Below are 20,198 nucleotides of genomic sequence, written 5' to 3' on the forward strand. Positions count from 1 at the left end.
TCTTTTAGGATCTAATGCCTCTAGCGTGGCGTGAGTGCTAAAACTTCGGGTTTGATGATAAGGTAGGTTTTAGCATTATATATCGTTTTGCCCAAATCACTGTTAAAGATTCCAGCTAAGTAAGATAGGGGATAATCTAAACATTCTTTGTATCCTTTGTCTTTCCAATTAAGTGACACTCAGAAATTAGAAAAATAGCAACAATATTTATGCTTGCTTTTATATACTATAATAAATTTTAAAAAAACACGTTTACAAAATACTAGCGATTTACTTATACTTTCTATCTATTTAATAATAGAAAAGCTCGAATTAAAGTAAATACAAGTTGTAGAAAAGGATTTAGAACGTGCTAAGGAATAGTTGTTTGGTTGCCAGCCATAAATTATTGGTAAAAATAAAAGAAACATTAACTAATTTAAGCGTTTTTCACCTACAAATACTTTTCGACTTTTATTCTAAAACGACAAGATTGTTGTCTTTTTCATTAACACCAATATTTATTGGCATTAGCTTGTTATTAACGACTTATGTCAATAGAGCAATCGCCTTAAGTTCAGAAGTTATTCATGTTGCCGAAACTACCAATGTGATTAATGGTACTGCGCCTTATTTAAGTTTTGATGGCGGGAAAACTAAAATATTAGGCGTTGATGATATTTTTTGGATGAGCTATCAAGTTGGTAATCAAACTTTTCGATATACACTCGATAATAATACTTCGTCACAACAGAATCCTATTTTGTTACCTGAATCGATTAAAACGTTTGCCGATATTAATTCGATTATCCCCAAAAATTATCCAATACCCGAGTGGGCAGAAGATAATGGGCAACAAATAGAATTTAATAGCCGTTATGATAGACAATATTTTTTTGATGATGATGGCGATGAAATTCTGAGTGGTGCCGGTATGGTTTCGCTAAAAATATTTGATGAAGCAGATGATTATGGTAGTGATGATTTGGCCGAGTGGGGAGAGCGCAGCTATAAACGTAGTGACCTTATTGATCCTTGTCGTTATAGCTATAGAATGGTTTTACTATCTAGCATTTCTTCAGTTTTGAGTAAGTTTGGTGTGCCATCTAGAAGATCATTTGGAGCAACTGTCACGGAAGATGAGTGGAATGATGATCCATGGGCATTTGAGGATCGATTGGTTTTACATATTAAGCCTGCTGTTTCCAATCCTTATGCATGTTGGGCATATCCACTTACTCAACCAACCCCACACAGTGAGCATATAGGTAATGAATGGGTAGCGTCCGATCTGTATAGGGAGTCAGGGGCAAAAAAAGGATATCAACTTCAAAATATTAATAGCCCTTCAGCTAATTTTCCAACCACGGCAGGCGATTCATTTCCGTTTAATTTAACAGTCGCAGGGTCTTTTCCTCATGAACTAAGCTACAGTAAGCAGCCTAAGGATTCAATTATTAATTTAACTATTAGAAAAGCAGAAGAATTTAGATATTATGGAAATTACCCTAATGAAGCGACAATTACGCTATTAGGACCAAAAGCAGGGCAGCCAAATACGTCGTTTTCTCCCACAACGTTTATTATTTATGCTGATCAAGCGCAAACTAAACCTATATATAGTTTTACAATTAACAAATGGTTTATTTTATTAGAGGATGGTAAACGAACATTTAAAGAAAGTAGAGAGTATTGTGAAAGCATTGGGTACCGCCTTCCTACTGTACCTGAATTAACCAATGTTAAAAATGTTGAGCTAAATTGGCATCAAGGATACCCTACTGGCAAAGAAGGGTTCTCTAAGGTACAACTTGGAGGGGGAATCATTCCAGAATGGGGCTCTGATGTTTTTAGGCTAGATCGTCATATTTATAGAAAATTTTGGTCGAATAATCGCCATAAGAATGATAACTACTACTTAGTTGATGCTTATGGATTGATATTTTCAGAACCAATAACAGAACAAATTGGCTATGCACTTTGTATTTCACCGTAATCTTTAAACGGCAGCCGCACAGCAACAACAACGAGTGATTTAACACAGATAGAGTAATACTTTGTAGATAGAAAGGTAATATTAAAATGATTTATTTTGGTTTAGGAGCGACGTTATGATATATGTAGTAACAGAAACAACTAATTAATGCGTAAGAGCAACTAACCATAAAATAATTTTTATTTATATCATAGTGCCAATATGTAATGATAATTCAAATCTAGGATTTAAAGATTTAGCTTGTGATGTATTGTTCAATATTGCATTGTTTAGGCATGGTTACCGCTGTAAAAAACGTTCAGAAAACCTATTGATTTTATTGAAGTTTTTTGGGGCGGAATTAACCGCCGTGTAGGCGGTTAATTATTGATGCTTCACAATAAAACAGCAGTGGATTTGCTTGTTACGTTTAAAATCAAGCGAAAGCGTTTTATTGGTAATTTCTTGATAGGTAAGTCCTAGATTTTGCATACCACTGCTATCCATCTTAAAACCACGTTTATTATTCGAAAAGAGGATAGTGCCATTAGGTTTTAGCAAGCGTTTTAGATCCGCCATTAATTTTAGGTGATCTCGTTGCACATCAAAGGTATTATTCATACGTTTGGAATTCGAAAATGTTGGCGGATCGATAAAAATTAAGTCGAATTGTTCATCGGATTGAGATAAATAAAGCAAACAGTCAGCCTGAATTAATCGGTGCTTTTTACCTGTTAAACCATTTTGTTTTAAATTACGATCTGCCCATTCTAAATAGGTGCGTGACATATCAACGGTAGTGGTTGATTTAGCACCACCAAGTCCTGCATAAACAGTTGCACTCCCTGTGTAAGCAAATAGATTTAAAAAGTCCTTGCTAGCACTCATTTCACCAATCATTTTGCGTGCTAAGCGATGATCTAAAAACAGTCCTGTATCTAAATAATCGGTAATATTGACCCAAAATTGGGTTTTTTGGCGATTAATGGCGTATTCATGGACTAAAAAATAATCCTGCTTTTGCCCTAATTTTTGGTATTGTTGTTTACCTTTTTGTTTTTCTCGGGTTTTTAATACTAGTTGATCGGCAGTCAGATTAAGCTCTGACATGGTGGCATTGATAATATCAAATAGCCGTTGCCGTGTTTTTTGTGGATCAATATTTTTAGGGGCGGCGTATTCTTGTATAACTATTTTATCTTTATAGCGATCAATAGCAACATTATATTCGGGTAAATCTGCATCATAAAGTCGATAACATTCAAGTTGTTCTTGAGCAGCCCATTTTTCCAGTTTTTGTTTATTTTTGCGTAACCGATTTGCAAAGTCGGCAGCCGGCACCGTTGGGTTCGTGATAGGTTGTTGAGCATCACGCTTAGCAATGGCATAATTTTTTTGTATACAGTCGAGAGGGCCATTTTTGGCTTTAAATTGTCTATCTGCTCGCATTTGTAAACAATCTAATAGTTGCGGTGCACCACTAAATAGTGATAATCGCCAACCACCAAAGTGTTGTTTAATTTGTCGACCGAGAGCAGTATGTAAAGCAATAAGTGCGGGCTCGCTTTCTAGCCGCTCGCCATAAGGTGGATTACTGATAATCATACCTGTTGTTTGCATTGGTAATGGATTAGTAAGTTGTGTTACATCTTGTAAAGCAAAGGTAATTAAATCGCCCACACCGGCTTGGATTGCATTTTGTTTGGCTCGCTCAAGTACGGTAGGATTATTATCGTAACCAATAAAAGGAATATTGGGTTTACAGGCATTATGTTTTGCTGAAAATAATAACTCATTCCATAGCGTTGGATTAAATCCTTTCCATGCAAAAAATCCCCATTGTTTGCGTTGTAATCCTGGTGGGATTTTTGACGCCATCATAGCGGCTTCAATCAGTAGCGTGCCTGAGCCACACATGGGGTCAAGCAACGGTTCATCACTCAGCCAACCTGAACGCATAATAATGGCGGCAGCAAGGGTTTCTTTTAATGGTGCTTGCCCTGTCTGCTGACGATAACCACGTTCATGTAAGCTATTGCCACTTAAATCTAAAGATAAGGTGACTCGGTTTTTATTTAAATACGCATGAAGTCGAATATCTGGATCTTGTTTAGCAACATTGGGGCGTTCGTTAGTATGGCGTAAAAAGTGATCAACAATGGCATCTTTGATCTTAAGTGCGCCATATTGACTATTGCGAATAAATTCGTTAACACCAACAAAGTTGATCACAAAAGCGTTATCGACCGCAAAAATATCTGTCCATTTAATATTAAATACACAAGAATAGAGATCTAAATCACTATAAATATCAAATTCAGCTATTGGCAACAAAATGCGTGAGGCTAAACGAGACCATAATAATGATTGATATAATGTTTTTTCATCAGCATCAAAATAAACTCCACCTTGGGTAATTTTACAGTTGGGTGAGCCTATTTGTTCTAACTCTTTTTTTAATAACTCTTCAAGCCCACGAGATGTGCTGGCAAATAGCGTTTTCATGTATAATCCACTTTACAATAAAATTGCAGGCATTATACCGACTAATTGCAATAGTGGGAAATAAAGGCAACGCTTATATCTATTTTTGTTAATCAAAATTTATTAGCTTTTGACAAAAGCGTTTAAACAAAAGGGTAAGTTATATATTTTGATTATGATTTTTTGTAAAATTAAATACAAATTCGTTTTCATTGTCATAATAATTTTTATATAAAAATGTTATAAATTAAATAAAAATCTTAATATCAATTAACGATTGTTATGGAAAGTAATCTAATTTTTGTTTATTACTGATGCGTAAAGTGAGATCGGTAATTGCGATGATTAATGCAGAGCGGATCATTTGTTGATAACGATTTTGATACATAGATGACTTTAAACCATCTACAATTCCTGCCGCTTTTTCATGCTCTTGCTTGTGATCCCAATTAGGCGGTAAAACCATGTCATGCAATAAGCTAATCGGTCCTAAAATTTCATCATCAAGATAAGTATATTTTTTTTCATCGTTATCTAATTCATCTAAAATGGCCATGAGTAGCTCAATATCTTCAAACTCTTCGCGTGTAATAATACCTAGCACATATAACAGTTTTAAACAAACAGAGGTATCATTCAACGGTCCATTTTTACCCATTAACGAGGGGATAACAAATTTTATTGCGTGCGGTTCTTTACGAAAGGCTTTTTGGATTAAATGGTTAACGCTATCACTAATCAGATTAATTGCAACAGCCAACAAGCTGTGAATATCAGCCTGTTGGTTGAGTTTTTCTAAAATAGTATCTTCTTGTAATATCGTTCCTGACATTTTTTTATACAAATTGACGATTTTGCATTGCAGTATAAAGTTCTTCTACCTTTTGAACAATAATATTGTTGTTTTCAATACCTGAAATTTCAGTAAATGCGGCTTTTACCCCTTTATTAGCAATAAGATCTGCAAGTTCAACGGCTTGTTCATCGTCATCATTACGATAGTTCAGCGCAGCGGCAATACCAATCAATAAATTAGTATTTTGTACTTGATACTCAAAAGTGCCAAGTAATGGTTTAATTAAACGATCATTAACGCCCAATTTTCTTATTGGTTGACGGCCCACACGTGCTGTATCATCTTGTAAATAAGGATTTTCAAAACGAGATAAGATTTTTTCGATATAGGCTATATGTTTTTGATCATCGAAATTATAACGTTTGATAAGAACTAGACCGCTTTCTTCCATTGCACCCCGTACGATTAAACGAATGCGTTCATCTAAAATAGCATCTCGAATCGTTGCAATATTATGATAAAACCCTAAATAAGCCGTAATGGCATGGCCTGTATTTAAAGTAAATAACTTGCGCTCAATAAATGCCATTAAATTATCTACTGGCTCCATGCCTTTTATGTGTGGAATTTTGCCAATAAACTGTGTTTCATCGACGATCCATTCCGAAAATGTTTCAACCGTTACTTCTAAAATGTCGCCTGTTTTTGATGTGGCTGGTGGGACAATGCGATCTACCGCTGAATCCACAAAACCTATATGGGTATTTACCCATTCATGCAACTCTACTGGTAATGTTTTAAAAATTTCTTGTTTAAAATGATGGGTACCTTTCACCATATTTTCGCAAGCAATAATGTTTAGCGGTTTAGCATTACCTTGCTTATGGCGAGCAATAATGCCTTGTGCAACGATGGTGGCAATGCGTGCTAGAATTTGCGGTCCTACGGCTGTTGTTAGTAAGTCAACTTTTGCTATATGGTCGATAACTTCACTTGATGTGCTATTAATTGCGTCAACATTTTTAACTATTTCGGTTGTCGATTGCTCGCCAACAACATTAACTGGATACTCATGACGTTTAGCGATATCATCAATAATTTGTTGATTGACATCGGCAAACGTAACATGCACACCAGCATCTGACAATAATTTACCAATAAAACCGCGTCCAATGTTACCTGCGCCAAAATGTAATGCTTGCATAATAATTAACCTTTATTTGAGTTTAAATTTAAAAAGAGAAAATTAAATCCCATATTTTCGGGATTTAATCAATATTGTTTAGCTTAATATTGCTAAAACTTCTTCAACGTTATTTGTTGTCGCTAGTTTGGCAATAATTGTTTCATCATCTAATGCATTAGTCAGTTTTGCTATTACATCAAGGTGTTCATTATTGCGAGCAGCAATACCGATCACGATTTTTGCTTTATCGTCTTCTTCGTGACCAAATTGCACACCTGAAGGGTATTGGCAAAATACAATTCCTGTTGTAATGACATCATCTTTTGCTTCAATCGTACCATGAGGAACAGCAATTGATTCACCAAGGTAAGTTGATGTAAGTTGTTCACGTTCAATCATGGCTTCTATGTAGTCCGGTTTCACATAACCATTATCGACTAACTGTTGACCTGCAAAACGAATCGCTTCTTCTTTATTTTTAGCGGTCAACCCTAAAAAGATATTTTTTTCTGATAATTTAAAGAGCGGGGTATTATCTGTGGATGTATTGTTTACAAGTATTGCTTTTTCTTCTGCTATGCTAGAATTTTGCGAGCTTAAAAGATCAACTACGAGCTGGCTATATAGTTGGCTATCTAAAAAGTTAGTTAATGAAATATGATGTGCGTTTGGCGCATGTTGTTTGGCTCGATCAGTTAAGTCTTTATGCGTAATAACGATATCAACATCGTTTGGAAGATTATTAATCGCTAAATTAGTGACAAAAATATCCAAATTGGCATCTTGAACTTTTTTGCGTAATACTCCTGCACCCATAGCACTTGAGCCCATTCCTGCATCACAAGCCACAATGATTTTTTTCACTTTCGCAAGGTCAAGTGTGCCGTTCATCATGCCTTTTGCTTCGCTTTTCATTGCAGAGATATTGGATTTTGCATCTTCAAAGCTTTTGTCTGCTTCTTTGGTTGTCTTTAATAAAATAGCTGAAGTGATAAACGTAACCATTGTTGCCGCAATGACAGAAAAAATGACACCAAGCATTGATGATTTCGGCGTTACGGCAAGAACGGCAATGATTGAACCTGGTGATGCTGGTGAGCTTAACCCTGCACCAAATAGTGTTAAAGTAAATACGCCTGTCATTCCACCTAAAATCACTGCAATAATAAGGCGAGGATTCATTAATACATATGGAAAGTAAATCTCGTGGATCCCACCAAAAAAGTGAATTATTGCTGCACCACTGGCTGAACTTTTGGCTGAGCCTTTACCAAAAAACATATAGGCTAATAATAACCCTAATCCAGGACCAGGGTTTGCTTCAATTAAAAAGAAAATCGATTGAGAATATTCAGCCGCTTGTTGAATACCTAACGGTGAGAATATGCCGTGATTAATTGCGTTATTTAAGAAAAGAATCTTAGCGGGTTCAATAATGATAGAGGTTAAAGGCAATAAATTGTGTTCAACCAAAAAATTAACAGCAATAGTTAATTTACTTGATGCTACAACGACAGAAGGGCCAATTGCAAAAAATGAAAGTAATGCTAAAAGCATACCAATAATACCAGCAGAAAAGTTATTCACTAACATTTCAAAGCCACTTTTGATTTTGCCATCGACAACTTTATCAAATTGTTTAATTACCCAACCACCTAAAGGACCAACTATCATTGCCCCTAAAAACATCGGAATATCTGAGCCCACAATGACCCCCATTGTTGTGATTGCACCAACAACTGCGCCACGTTCTCCGTGAATTAATTTACCCCCAGTATAACCAATCAAAAGTGGTAATAAATAAGTAATCATAGGGCTAACTAGCTTGGCAATAGTTTCGCTTGGATACCAGCCTGTTGGAATAAATATAGCAGTAATAAATCCCCAAGCAATAAACGCACCGATATTTGGCATTACCATATTACTTAAGAAACGCCCAAAGTTTTGAACTTTCAATTTGATATTTGAGGTTGTCATAATATAAATCTTTCCTTCTTGATTGATATAACTATTATGTGATTATTGTAGAAGGATTTAGTTATTTAATTCATCAAAAATAATCGATAAATGTGATGCATATCACGTAGTTAAACCTAGGTATTTTTTATTTTTTGTGATTTAAATCACACTTTTTCTGTTATTAGTAAAATCGGTTATTAAATAAAATGGCTAATTGCGAATAGCGCGTGTTTAGAACATTCGAGTTGTTATACATTATTTTTTATCATCAAATAGGATAGAAGATAAGAAGTGTTTGTGTATTAAGATCATTTTATGATTGGCATTAATATCACAAAAAGTTCGTTGAAATTAACTAATAAAACGGTCTCTTGCCACTTTAGGCTTATTACAGTGTGATATTAGATTGCGTTATTCAAATTATAATTATTATGTGGTTGGATGCATGATTATTTATTGTACAGCAGGAGGTGGGAATGACATATGACCAAACGTTTCTTGCCCTATTAATTATATATAAAAAATGTTGGCTGAACTTGTTCAATTCAAACCAACATTAATGTCAGAGCTTAGTAAAGATTAGAACTTTACTTTATTATCGCATTGATTACTAATAACTAATAAGAAAAAAAGTCGCAATACTACAAAATTTATAGTAGATATTGCTATTTCTTTTTCAAAAAAAGTTATAGCAACAATCAATCATCATTAGAAATTTTTAAAAAAGGCATAACGCTGCCATTAGGCATAAAAACACGATCATTATTTTTTTCTTTATTCAAAATAGTTTGATCAACATCATATCCCAAAAGATTAGATAAAATATATTTATTCATCAATCCACTTAAATAACCGGTTGGACTTCGAAATGACTCTATAAATTGACAGTTATAGCGATCATTTGTTGATATAAACATAAATGGAATTAAAAATTGGTCAATGTGATTACCAATTCCATGCCCTACATTAACAATCTCGCCATGATCCGAGGTATAAATTAAGGTATAATTATGGCTGTATTTGTTAATAACATCGTACAACGCTTTCACTGTACGATCCGTGTGATGGATGGTCAGATCATATTTTTCAGCATCAGGTAAAGCTTGCTTATCAATTTCATCATAATTTTCATAAGGTTGATGGCTGCCTTGTAAATGTACGAAAATGAATTTTTTCGGTGAATTATCTTTTTGAAGCGTATCCTCTAATAACCGACTTAAATAAACATCAAGCGTATTTTTACCAAAAGCGACAACATCACTCTTACGTGCAATAAAACCATATTTAGTTTCAAATGAACTTTTAATCTCCTGACCAGGTGAGGCTAGCCAATAGGTTTTGTAATGATTGAATTTAGCCATTTCAATAATTGACTTATTATTAAATAAATTATCATCGCTTTCTGGAACATTAAATGAAAGAGTTAATGGTAAAGAATCCTTTGTAAAAGCGGCTGCTGAGTGGCTATTTTGAATAATACAAGCACCATTTTGGCTAAAAATATTGGTCATAAAAGGCGTTGTTTGTTTATGGTAGCCATAGGTGCTGTATCGAGTTACTAATGAGGCTTCCCCCATGATTAATACCACTAAGTCGTTATCGGTTTTATTTGGCGGTAAAAGAATCGCTTCGTTAAATTTTTCAATCTCATTTGTACTAGAATAGATGTTTGTTGATGCAAAACTAGCTAAAAGGTAGGATAAATTGCCTACAGCAGCGGGATATGTAACACGAAATAATGTTGCACTATTTTTATAGTAACCTCGTTTAAAGTCACGAGTGAAAGATGCGTTTTTTGCTATAATCAATGTTATCATAGAAAAACTAATTATATAATAAAATAAAGGAATAATCGGTTTAAATTTAACAGTAATTATTTTTCTAAAAATAAATAAAATAAGGGCAGTTGCAATAAATGCGGGAACTATTATGACTAAAACTTGTTTAGACATTGATAATGCTTCATTAGCATTACTTTCGACAATAGAATCAAGTATACCTACTGATATTATTTCTCCATAATAAATGAAATAACTAATTTCGGATAAAAACAGGAATAGAAATAGTGTGCTAATCCCAACAATAAAATAATGGCGATTATAAACACCTATGTGCACAAGTACAATAAAACATAATGTTGTTATCCAGTCTATATAAAATAGTAGATTTTTAAAAACAGATTTATTAAACAGAATATCGGATTTTGTTATAACGATATAAGCCCAAATAGCACTAAGAGCGGTGTAAACTAGCAATAAAATTAGCCGTTGATTATTTTTTATAATTTTACATGTTTTCATAATTATTTCTTATTCCTTTTTATTATTAATTAATGTTGCAAATAAATGATTGTACTTAATTCTATCAAAAATATCAGGCAGTGCTCACCTCTATAAATGTGTTATTAAGGTAATACTTTTTTCCATATTGCTCTAACCAGAAGTGAGCATTAACCAAATATTGAAAGGCTAGTTTATAATAGATTTTAATATATTCGCATAGTGTTTTATTTTTGTATTTTCTTAATTTTGTAATTACGATCATAAATAAAGTGTGTTTCTAATATATTGAAAAAATTTTTAGTGATCATACTATCCCAACAATTTTCAGTGCTGTTTATGCTTTGGTTAAGTGTATGTTGTTTGTCGCTTAATTACTTTTCTTCTAAACGAATCAATAATTACACAGAGATATAATTAACCTTCACAGTTTGATATAAGTGATATTGGTTACTCAAATATGATTGGGTTTATCAGGATTAAACTGCTTATTTAATGTATTGGGTGATGTATCATGAAATAGGCTTGTAGCAAAAGGATTAAGGTTATTGTTTGCTATCATTTTGTAAAATGAAAAATCAATATGCTTTCTGGCAGAATTTTTATAATGCTCGATTTATTGCTCTTTTTGTTCCATTATAGCCCATACCTCCAAATGTCTGCACTAAATTTCACCACAACGTATTGTTTTATGATTGTTATTTATACCATAAAAGTGATATTTGGTTATGTTTAAAGATTAATCGCTTCAGAATTAATCAACATGACAATTAGTGGTGAAAATGGGTTGGTGTGTGAGTATCAAATTAAAAAATATTAAAGAATACCTAGCATTAGCAAAGATGATCAATTTAGGGTATGATAATCATTCAATTTGTGGTTAATTTGAATGCTTAATAATTAAGTGCAAAATTCTTCTGAAGAAGATGATTAAATAAAAATAAATAGTAATATTTGACTAAATATTAAACTTAAACTCAAGGAGTGTTGGGAGGTAACATTGACATGAAATATTTTGCTTGGGGCATTTCGCTTTTAGTTGGACTTATGAGCTTAGGGCAAGAAATGCTATGGTTTAGAATAGTTAGCTTTAATTTGGGTGGTGCACCTTATGCTTTTGCAATTGTGTTAGTTTTTTTCTTATTAGGCATTGCTTTTGGGGCACAGAGAGGGAAGATCATTTGTAAATATAGTTCTAATCTATTATTAACTGGGGGGCGAGTTTTAATCTTCGCAGGTGCCCTCGATATATTAATTCCATTTATTATTCAAAATATAAACCAACCGGATAATATTTCATTTCGTTTAGCGATATTTTGTATTTTGATATTGCTTGTTGCGGCTTTAAAGGCAATATTATTTCCAATCGTACACCATTTAGGTACAAATATTGCTAATGGTAATGTAGGGGCATCAGTTTCTAAAGTTTATTTTTTTAATATTATTGGTTCAACACTCGGTAGTTTATTAATTGGTGGTGTTTTCCTTGATTATGTGTCCATTTCATCAATGTTTATTTTCATTGGTATCGTTTGTGTTTTATTAGGCATTTTGATGATTATTAAAAAATCGGCCGTTTCTGTTATTGCTGTTGCTGTACTTGGTAGCTTTTGCTTTTGTTTCGTAGATAAACACACTGATTATATTTTTAGAAATACGTTTAAAAAAAATATATCTATCAACTCTTATATTGAAAATCGCTACGGGGTAATTCATATAGTCAATGATGATAACGATGGAAGGAAAAATATTGTATTAGGCAATCATATGTATGATGGTATTATAAATATGGATCCAAATAATGACATCAATGACTTAAATCGCCTTTACTTATTAGCGGCCGCTCATCCCAACCCTAAAACAGCTTTGGTTATTGGTATGAGCGCTGGTGCATGGACTCGAACATTGTCCAGCTTTCCTTCATTAGAAACCATTGATGCTATTGAAATTAATAAAGGTTATTTAGATATTATTAAGCAATATCCTACGGTCTCACCATTATTAGATGATCCTAAAATAAATATTTATATTGATGATGGACGACGTTGGCTTAAACGCAATAGTGATAAAAAATATGATTTAATCATTATGAACACGACTTACCATTGGCGTTCAGGTATAACTAATTTATTATCGCAAGAAATGATGAAAATACTACAACATTCATTAAATCCTAATGGTATTTTGGCATTTAACAGTACCCGTTCACTTGATACATTAAAAACAGCACAATCGGTATTTAAACATGCTTATTGGGGTCCAATGGGCTTTATTTATGCCTCTGATTCAATGATGAAAATTGATGAAAATGTAGCTAAAGCTCGGCTTGATAAGTTAGTTTTAGATAGTAGACCGTTGTTTAATGAAGAATCTAAACAACTGGAAAACGGTGCTTACAAAAAAACATTAGAGGCAAAACTATTAAGCTTAAACGAAGTTGAAAAACTTTATAATTTAGGGAGAGAGACAGAAGTTATTACTGATAACAACATGATAACAGAATACAAGTATGGGATTTTTACAACGAAAGAGAAATAAGGAACCGTTTATGTTAAGCAAAAAACAATTATTACTATTAAGTACGCTATTTTTTATTTCTGGAATGAGTGGTTTAACTTATCAAGTCGCTTGGCAACGAGTGCTTTATTCTGCTTTTGGTTCAGATGTTGATTCTGTTGCAATTATTGTATCGGCATTTATGTTAGGACTTGGCCTAGGAGCTCTTGGTGGTGGCAGAATTGTTGATAAATACCCAAATAAAGCACTACAGCTTTTTTGTTTTAGTGAATTTGGAATTGGTTTATTTGGAATAATTAGTTATCCACTTATTTTATTTGTGGGTGATATTTTTATTAGTTACAATTTAATTGTTGTTGCCATTGTTAATTTTTTATTGGTGCTTGTTCCAGCGCTCTTGATGGGAGCAACATTGCCAATTTTAATCACTTATATTGCACAGTTTTGGAAAAACATTGGTCAAACAACAGGACATCTTTATGCTATTAATACTTTTGGTGCAGCCGCTGGAGCGTTTTTAACAGGATTTATTTTGTTTATCCATTTTGGTATTAACGGTGTAACGATATTAGCAGCATTCGGTAATTTTGTTGTTGCCACACTTGCTTATCTGTTTTTGAATAAAGCACAGATAAAGGATTGATAGAAAGATCGATAAATGCTATAAAGGTATTTAAAGATGAAAATAAGCGAAAATTATCGCTTATTTTCAATTGCCTCAAAGCTAACTAATTAAGAAGCTTTATTATTAAGTATACATCATCAATAAAGTTAACGGTAGCGTAATTAGGATTGTTGATGAAGTATTCCTGTGTTTTTTAGATTTCATCTGTCATTTCCCGTTTTTTTATTTCTTTTTCTAGAGTGATAATTTTTTGCTACTCACTAGTTAGTTCTCGTTTTTGTGTTGTTGGGATTGATTTGCTTAACTTAACCCTTTTATCAAGCGTTGATTTATCTATAATTAAATGGTTAGTGATTTCAGTTAATGAAAAACGCACATTAGATGAGTATAATCAAGCGCATTTTGATGCGCTGTATGGAATTTTTGATCATAATGTGTTCTTCTATGATTTTTATTTATAGCATAGAGGTGACATTTGTCTATTTTAGAAGGGGATGATGATTATTCCACTGTTACCGATTTTGCCAAATTTCGAGGCTGATCAACATCGGTACCTTTGATCAAAGCAACATGATACGCTAGCAGTTGTGTGGGCACAGTGTAATAGATTGGTGCGGTGAATTCTTCGATATGGGGTAGGTTGATAATCTGCATGGTGTCATCACTAACAAACCCTGCGCCTTGTTCAGCAAAGACATACAGTTTACCACCGCGAGCTTTGACTTCTTCGATATTGGATTTGAGTTTTTCTAGCATTTTGTTAGTTGGCGCTATAACTATCACAGGCATGTCAGAGTCAATCAATGCTAATGGACCGTGTTTGAGTTCGCCAGCGGCGTAAGCTTCGGCGTGAAGGTAAGATATTTCTTTCAGTTTTAATGCTGCTTCCATGGCTATTGGGTATTCATCACCACGGCCTAAAAATAGTGCATGATGCTTATCAACAAATTGCTCAGCTAATTTTTTTATTTTTGATTCAAACGTCAGCACTTGTTCAATGCGATTGGGTAAGATTTGTAGTGCATGCACAATAGCCTGCTCAGTGCTTTCTGCCATATTATTTAAACGTCCTAATTTAGCAACTAGTAATAATAATACGGTGAGTTGTGTTGTAAAGGCTTTGGTTGATGCAACGCCAATTTCAACGCCAGCTTTAGTTAATAATACTAAATCCGCTTCACGCACAAGAGTGGATGCTGCTACATTACAAATAGCAAGAGTACTTAAGTAACTATTTTTTTTGCTAGCCACAATGCGGCTAATGTGTCAGCGGTTTCACCTGATTGTGAAAGAGTAATAAATAGGCTATTTTTGCGACGAGCTGGTTTACGATAACGAAATTCAGAGGCAATTTCGACATCACACGGTATACCGGCTAAGGCTTCAAACCAGTAACGTGCTACCATACCCGCATTATAAGCCGTGCCACAGGCAACAATTTGTATATGCTCAACTTGTCTTAAGATACTTTTTGCTTCAGCTCCCAGTTCTGATAAATCGATTTTACCATGTGTCATGCGACCCTCAAGGGTATTTTTAATTGCATTGGGTTGTTCGTAGATCTCTTTTTGCATGTAATGACTATAGCCAGCTTTATTACCCGCATCATATTTTGCATCAGATTCTATATATGGGCGGATTACTTCATTATGGCTTTTGTCTAAGATTGTTATTGAATTGTGAGTGATAAGAGCAATATCACCTTCTTCTAAATAGATAAATTGGCGGGTGGCGGGTAATAGCGCTAATTGATCTGATGCGATAAAGTTCTCGCCTACGCCACAACCAATAACTAAAGGACTGCCAGAGCGCGTTGCAACTAATATATCTGGATTGCGCGTGTCCATAATGACTGTGCCATAAGCCCCTCGTAGTTGCGGGATAGCTTTTTGCACGGCGTCAAATAAGGAACAATCTTCGGTTGATATAATGTCATGAATTAAGTGGGCAATAACCTCGGTATCGGTTTCTGAACGGAATTGGTAGCCTTTGGCGATCAGCTTTTCACGCAATGGTTCAAAATTTTCAATAATTCCATTATGCACGACAGCAATAAAGCTAGATACATGTGGATGGGCGTTATGTTCAACTGGTTCACCATGGGTTGCCCACCGAGTATGTGCAATGCCAATAGAGCCTTTTATTGGATATTGTGCTATTGCATCTTTTAATGCTTGCACTTTACCAACACGGCGAACACGTTGTAAAACACTTTGTGGTGAAATGATTGCCAGACCTGCAGAATCATAACCACGATATTCTAATCGTTTTAGGCCTTCTAGTAATATTTCTGCAACATCACATTTGGCAATAGCTCCCACAATTCCACACATATTTTATTCCCCATTAATTAATTTCGTTGGACGTTTCCAATTTGCAAGCTGTTTTTGTTTAACTCGGCTTACTACCAATTCATTGTCATTGACATTGTTGGTAACCGTTGTACCAGCTGCAATGGTTGCGCCTTTACCGACTTTTACTGGTGCAATTAATTGTGTGTCCGAACCGACAAACACATCATCTTCAATAACGGTTTTAAATTTATTTGCACCATCATAATTACAGGTGATAGTGCCTGCGCCAATATTGACATTATTGCCAATTTCGCTGTCGCCAAGGTAACTTAAGTGTCCCGCTTTAGTTAATTTGCCAAGGTGCGCTTTTTTTAGTTCAACAAAGTTGCCAACATGAGCTTGCTCGTCAAGCTTTGAGCCAGGCCTTAAACGGGCAAAAGGGCCAATGGTACACTGTTTAGCAATAATTGAATCTTCAATAATGCTATATGGGCTAATGTTTGAATGATCATCAATTGTGCAATTTTTTAAGATACAACCTGCACCAATAAATACGTTATTGCCAAGTTTGACGTTACCTTCAATGATCACATTACAATCAATCGTAACATCTTTGCCGTGCAAGAGGGTTCCTCGTAAGTCAAAACGGTTTGGATCAAGTAGCGTCACACCAGCTAGTAACAAGTTTTGCGCTTGTTGGTGTTGATATTGTCGTTCTAATGTGGCTAATTGTTGGCGATTATTAACACCTTCAACTTCAAATTGTTGTACTGGGTGTGAGGTTAATATTTCATAACCATCTTGGTGTGCAAAAGCAATAATATCTGTTAAGTAGAATTCTTTTTGCGCATTATTGTTGGTTAACCGTGATAGCCAATTTTTCAATAATTTGCCGTTAACAAACATGATACCTGTATTAATTTCATTAATTTTTTGTTGCTCAAGCGTGGCATCTTTTTGTTCGACAATGGCAACAACTTTACCGTTGCTGCGCTCAATGCGCCCGTACCCAGTTGGGTCATCAAGGATTACTGTCAATAATGCTATACCTTGCTTTGGTTTGCTAGCAATTAAAGTTTCCAGTGTTTGAGTCGATATAAGGGGGGTATCGCCATATAAAATTAGGATATCTTCGTTATCTTGAATGTGAGGGATAGCTTGTTGAACAGCATGGCCTGTACCAAGTTGTTCTGCTTGGTAAATCAGTTGTACATGCTGATCTTTAAGAGCCTCTTCAAGCTGTGCTTTGCCATGGCCATAAACAATATTGATGCAATTGGTATTAAGTTGTTGAACTGTGTCAATAACATGTTGTAACATCGGCTTATTGCCAATTTTATGTAAAACTTTAGGTAGGTTGGAATACATCCGTGTGCCTTTTCCTGCCGCCAAAATAATCGCATTCAGTTTTGGAGGTGCAATTGCCATAATCAGTTCCGTTCAGGTTAAATTAGCCTAATACTATAATCAAAGTTTTTAATGAAATCACCCACAATCTTTTAATTTTTATCATAAAAAAAGTAATATTGATATTTACCAAAGGGTTTAACAAAAAAGGAAGTAATGCATGAGTTCCATTATGAAAGTTTTATTACTTTATACCACACACGAAAAGCAAACTTTTAAAATTATGCAGCGCATAAACATGCAACTTAATAGTAAGTGTGATTGTGAGGTAATTGAACTATTGCCCGATACAAAAATCGATTTGACACAATACCAAGCGGTATTATTAGGTAGTTCAATTCGTTACGGGTTTTATAGTAAGGTAATGAAAGCGTTTATAGATGAACATTATCAGCAATTGAATGCCATGAAATCTGGTTTTTTTGGAGTAAATATGGTGGCTAGAAAACCTAATAAAAATACCCCAGAAACCAATTTATATACCAAAAAATTTCTGGCAAAAATAGCATGGAAGCCAACTATTACCGCGGTTTTTGCTGGTGCACTTTATTATCCTCAATATAATTGGTTTGATCGTAATATGATCCGCTTTATTATGTGGTTAGGAAAAGGTGATACAGATGTAACAAAACCAGTTATTGAATATACTGATTGGAAAAAGGTAGATAAATTTGCTGAGCAATTTTTACATTCAAACGTAGCCATTTGCTAAAATTTTTTACATGGAAATTGATATTTTGTTGGGTTTACCAAATTATCAAGCTCTTTTCAATAAACTTTGTGATATAGATCAACATTTCGGTTAAAAAGGTGTACAATATCGCGCCTATAGAATATGTCTCCTAATTGGAATTTTAATTGTGATTGAAAATTTAAGAAATATTGCCATTATTGCTCACGTTGACCATGGTAAAACAACTTTGGTTGACAAATTATTAAAACAGTCGGGTACGCTAGATAATCTGCGCGGTGACGATAACGAACGTATTATGGATTCTAATGCTCTTGAAAAAGAGCGTGGTATTACCATTTTAGCGAAAAACACCGCTATTGATTGGAATGGTTACCGAATTAATATCGTTGACACCCCTGGGCATGCTGATTTTGGTGGTGAAGTTGAACGTGTTATGTCAATGGTTGACTCTGTATTGTTGCTTGTTGACGCAATGGATGGCCCGATGCCACAAACACGCTTTGTAACGCAAAAAGCATTTGCTTATGGTTTAAAACCGATTGTGGTTATCAATAAAGTCGATCGTCCTGGTGCACGCCCTGATTGGGTTGTTGACCAAGTTTTTGATCTGTTTGTTAACTTGGGGGCGACTGATGAACAGTTAGATTTCCCTATTGTTTATGCTTCAGCTTTAATGGGTATAGCCGGTTTAGATCATGAAAATATGGTGGAAGATATGACACCGTTATTTGAAGCGATCGTTAAACATGTTGAACCGCCACAAGTTGATTTAGACGGTCCATTCCAAATGCAAATTTCTCAACTTGATTATAACAACTATGTTGGTGTTATTGGTATTGGTCGTATTAAACGTGGTCGTGTTAAACCAAATCAACAAGTGACTATTGTCGATAGTGAAGGCAATAAACGCAATGGTAAAGTGGGGCAAGTGCTTGGTCATTTAGGTCTGCAACGCTATGAAGCTGAAGTTGCCGAGGCTGGTGATATTATAGCATTAACAGGTCTTGGTGAGCTCGGTATCTCTGATACAATTTGTGACAATAGTTGCGTTGAAGCTCTGCCAGCGTTAACTGTTGATGAGCCAACAGTGACTATGTTCTTTAATGTTAATAGCTCACCATTTGCTGGTAAAGAAGGTAAGTATGTGACTTCTCGCCAAATTCTTGAGCGTTTAAATAAAGAACTGGTACATAATGTTGCGTTGCGCGTTGAAGAAACCCCTGATCCTGATGCATTTAGAGTGTCTGGTCGTGGTGAATTACATTTGTCAGTGTTAATTGAAAATATGCGTCGCGAAGGTTATGAATTAGGGGTTTCTCGTCCTAAAGTTATCTTTAGAGAAATTGATGGTAAAAAACAAGAGCCATTTGAACAAGTTACACTTGATATTGAAGAACAACATCAAGGATCCGTGATGGAAGCGCTTGGCTTACGTAAAGGTGACTTAACAAACATGTTACCAGATGGTAAAGGCCGTGTACGTTTAGATTACGTTATTCCAAGCCGTGGGCTTATTGGATTTAGAACGGAATTTATGACCATGACATCAGGTACTGGCTTGCTTTATTCTACCTTTAGTCATTATGATGATGTGCGCCCAGGTGAAATAGGTCAACGTAATAACGGTGTAATGATTTCAAACGGTACAGGTAAAGCTTTGGCTTATGCGCTTTATGGTTTGCAAGACCGTGGTAAGTTATTCCTAGGTCATGGTGCTGAAGTTTATGAAGGTCAAATTATTGGTATTCATACTCGCTCAAACGATTTAACTGTTAACTGTCTAACCGGTAAAAAATTAACCAATATGCGAGCATCAGGCACAGATGAAGCAACAACACTGTCACCACCAATTAAAATGTCATTAGAACAAGCATTAGAGTTTATTGATGATGATGAATTAGTTGAAGTAACGCCATTATCTATTCGTCTACGTAAACGTCATTTAACTGAAAATGATCGCAAACGTGCGTTTAGAAGTGGTAATAAAGACTAATTGTTGTAGT

11 protein-coding genes and 1 pseudogene are annotated in these 20,198 nt (G+C 34.7%); 5 read left to right on the forward strand and 7 right to left on the reverse strand.

All coding sequences use genetic code 11. The features are described from left to right. Positions 1-349: 349 nt before the first annotated feature. Complete coding sequence (locus A9G47_RS04160) at positions 350-1,975, forward strand: hypothetical protein (RefSeq protein ID WP_141674808.1); 1,626 nt, start codon at positions 350-352, stop codon at positions 1,973-1,975. Positions 1,976-2,338: 363 nt separating this feature from the next. Here A9G47_RS04160 and rlmKL read toward each other — a convergent pair whose 3' ends face one another. The 5 genes from rlmKL to A9G47_RS04185 all read right to left on the reverse strand — a co-directional run bounded on the left by rlmKL (position 2,339) and on the right by A9G47_RS04185 (position 10,679). After that, on the reverse strand, positions 2,339-4,459 hold the full coding sequence (rlmKL, locus tag A9G47_RS04165) for a bifunctional 23S rRNA (guanine(2069)-N(7))-methyltransferase RlmK/23S rRNA (guanine(2445)-N(2))-methyltransferase RlmL (RefSeq protein WP_065642241.1): 2,121 nt from the start codon (positions 4,457-4,459) through the stop codon (positions 2,339-2,341). A gap of 259 nt (positions 4,460-4,718) precedes the next feature. Continuing rightward, positions 4,719-5,270 carry an MltR family transcriptional regulator gene (locus A9G47_RS04170; RefSeq protein ID WP_065567971.1) on the reverse strand — a complete coding sequence of 184 codons (552 nt, stop codon included), beginning with the start codon at positions 5,268-5,270 and terminating at the stop codon, positions 4,719-4,721. 4 nt (positions 5,271-5,274) lie between these two features. Further along, positions 5,275-6,438 carry a mannitol-1-phosphate 5-dehydrogenase gene (locus tag A9G47_RS04175; protein WP_065642242.1) on the reverse strand — a complete coding sequence of 388 codons (1,164 nt, stop codon included), beginning with the start codon at positions 6,436-6,438 and terminating at the stop codon, positions 5,275-5,277. A gap of 78 nt (positions 6,439-6,516) precedes the next feature. Beyond that, positions 6,517-8,397 (reverse strand): PTS mannitol transporter subunit IICBA, encoded by a 1,881-nt coding sequence (locus A9G47_RS04180; RefSeq protein WP_065642243.1) that lies wholly within the window; start codon positions 8,395-8,397, stop codon positions 6,517-6,519. A gap of 680 nt (positions 8,398-9,077) precedes the next feature. Further along, the gene (locus tag A9G47_RS04185) at positions 9,078-10,679 is read right to left on the reverse strand and encodes a sulfatase-like hydrolase/transferase (RefSeq protein ID WP_065642244.1); all 1,602 of its coding nucleotides are present in this window, start codon (positions 10,677-10,679) and stop codon (positions 9,078-9,080) included. A 984-nt stretch (positions 10,680-11,663) separates the two neighbouring features. On the opposite strand from A9G47_RS04185, the gene A9G47_RS04190 reads away from it, so the two are divergent. After that, a complete protein-coding gene (locus A9G47_RS04190) occupies positions 11,664-13,196 on the forward strand; it encodes a fused MFS/spermidine synthase (RefSeq protein ID WP_065642245.1) in 1,533 nt (510 codons plus the stop codon). Between the two features lie 10 nt (positions 13,197-13,206). Then, positions 13,207-13,818 (forward strand): fused MFS/spermidine synthase, encoded by a 612-nt coding sequence (locus A9G47_RS04195; RefSeq protein WP_065588892.1) that lies wholly within the window; start codon positions 13,207-13,209, stop codon positions 13,816-13,818. Between the two features lie 483 nt (positions 13,819-14,301). Here the strand turns inward: A9G47_RS04195 and glmS are convergent. Further along, a pseudogene (gene glmS / locus A9G47_RS14860) lies at positions 14,302-16,133 on the reverse strand (glutamine--fructose-6-phosphate transaminase (isomerizing)). 3 nt (positions 16,134-16,136) lie between these two features. Next, complete coding sequence (gene glmU / locus A9G47_RS04205; RefSeq protein ID WP_065642246.1) at positions 16,137-17,522, reverse strand: bifunctional UDP-N-acetylglucosamine diphosphorylase/glucosamine-1-phosphate N-acetyltransferase GlmU; 1,386 nt, start codon at positions 17,520-17,522, stop codon at positions 16,137-16,139. Positions 17,523-17,673: 151 nt separating this feature from the next. On the opposite strand from glmU, the gene hemG reads away from it, so the two are divergent. Together hemG and typA are read left to right on the forward strand one after the other, a co-directional pair. Beyond that, the gene (gene hemG / locus A9G47_RS04210; RefSeq protein ID WP_065567972.1) at positions 17,674-18,213 is read left to right on the forward strand and encodes a menaquinone-dependent protoporphyrinogen IX dehydrogenase; all 540 of its coding nucleotides are present in this window, start codon (positions 17,674-17,676) and stop codon (positions 18,211-18,213) included. A 148-nt stretch (positions 18,214-18,361) separates the two neighbouring features. Next, positions 18,362-20,188, forward strand: a complete 1,827-nt coding sequence (gene typA, locus A9G47_RS04215) for a ribosome-dependent GTPase TypA (protein ID WP_065642247.1) — start codon at positions 18,362-18,364, stop codon at positions 20,186-20,188. Positions 20,189-20,198 lie beyond the last annotated feature (10 nt).

Source organism: Gilliamella sp. WF3-4 (assembly GCF_001690275.1).
Taxonomy (GTDB): domain Bacteria; phylum Pseudomonadota; class Gammaproteobacteria; order Enterobacterales; family Orbaceae; genus Gilliamella; species Gilliamella apicola_C.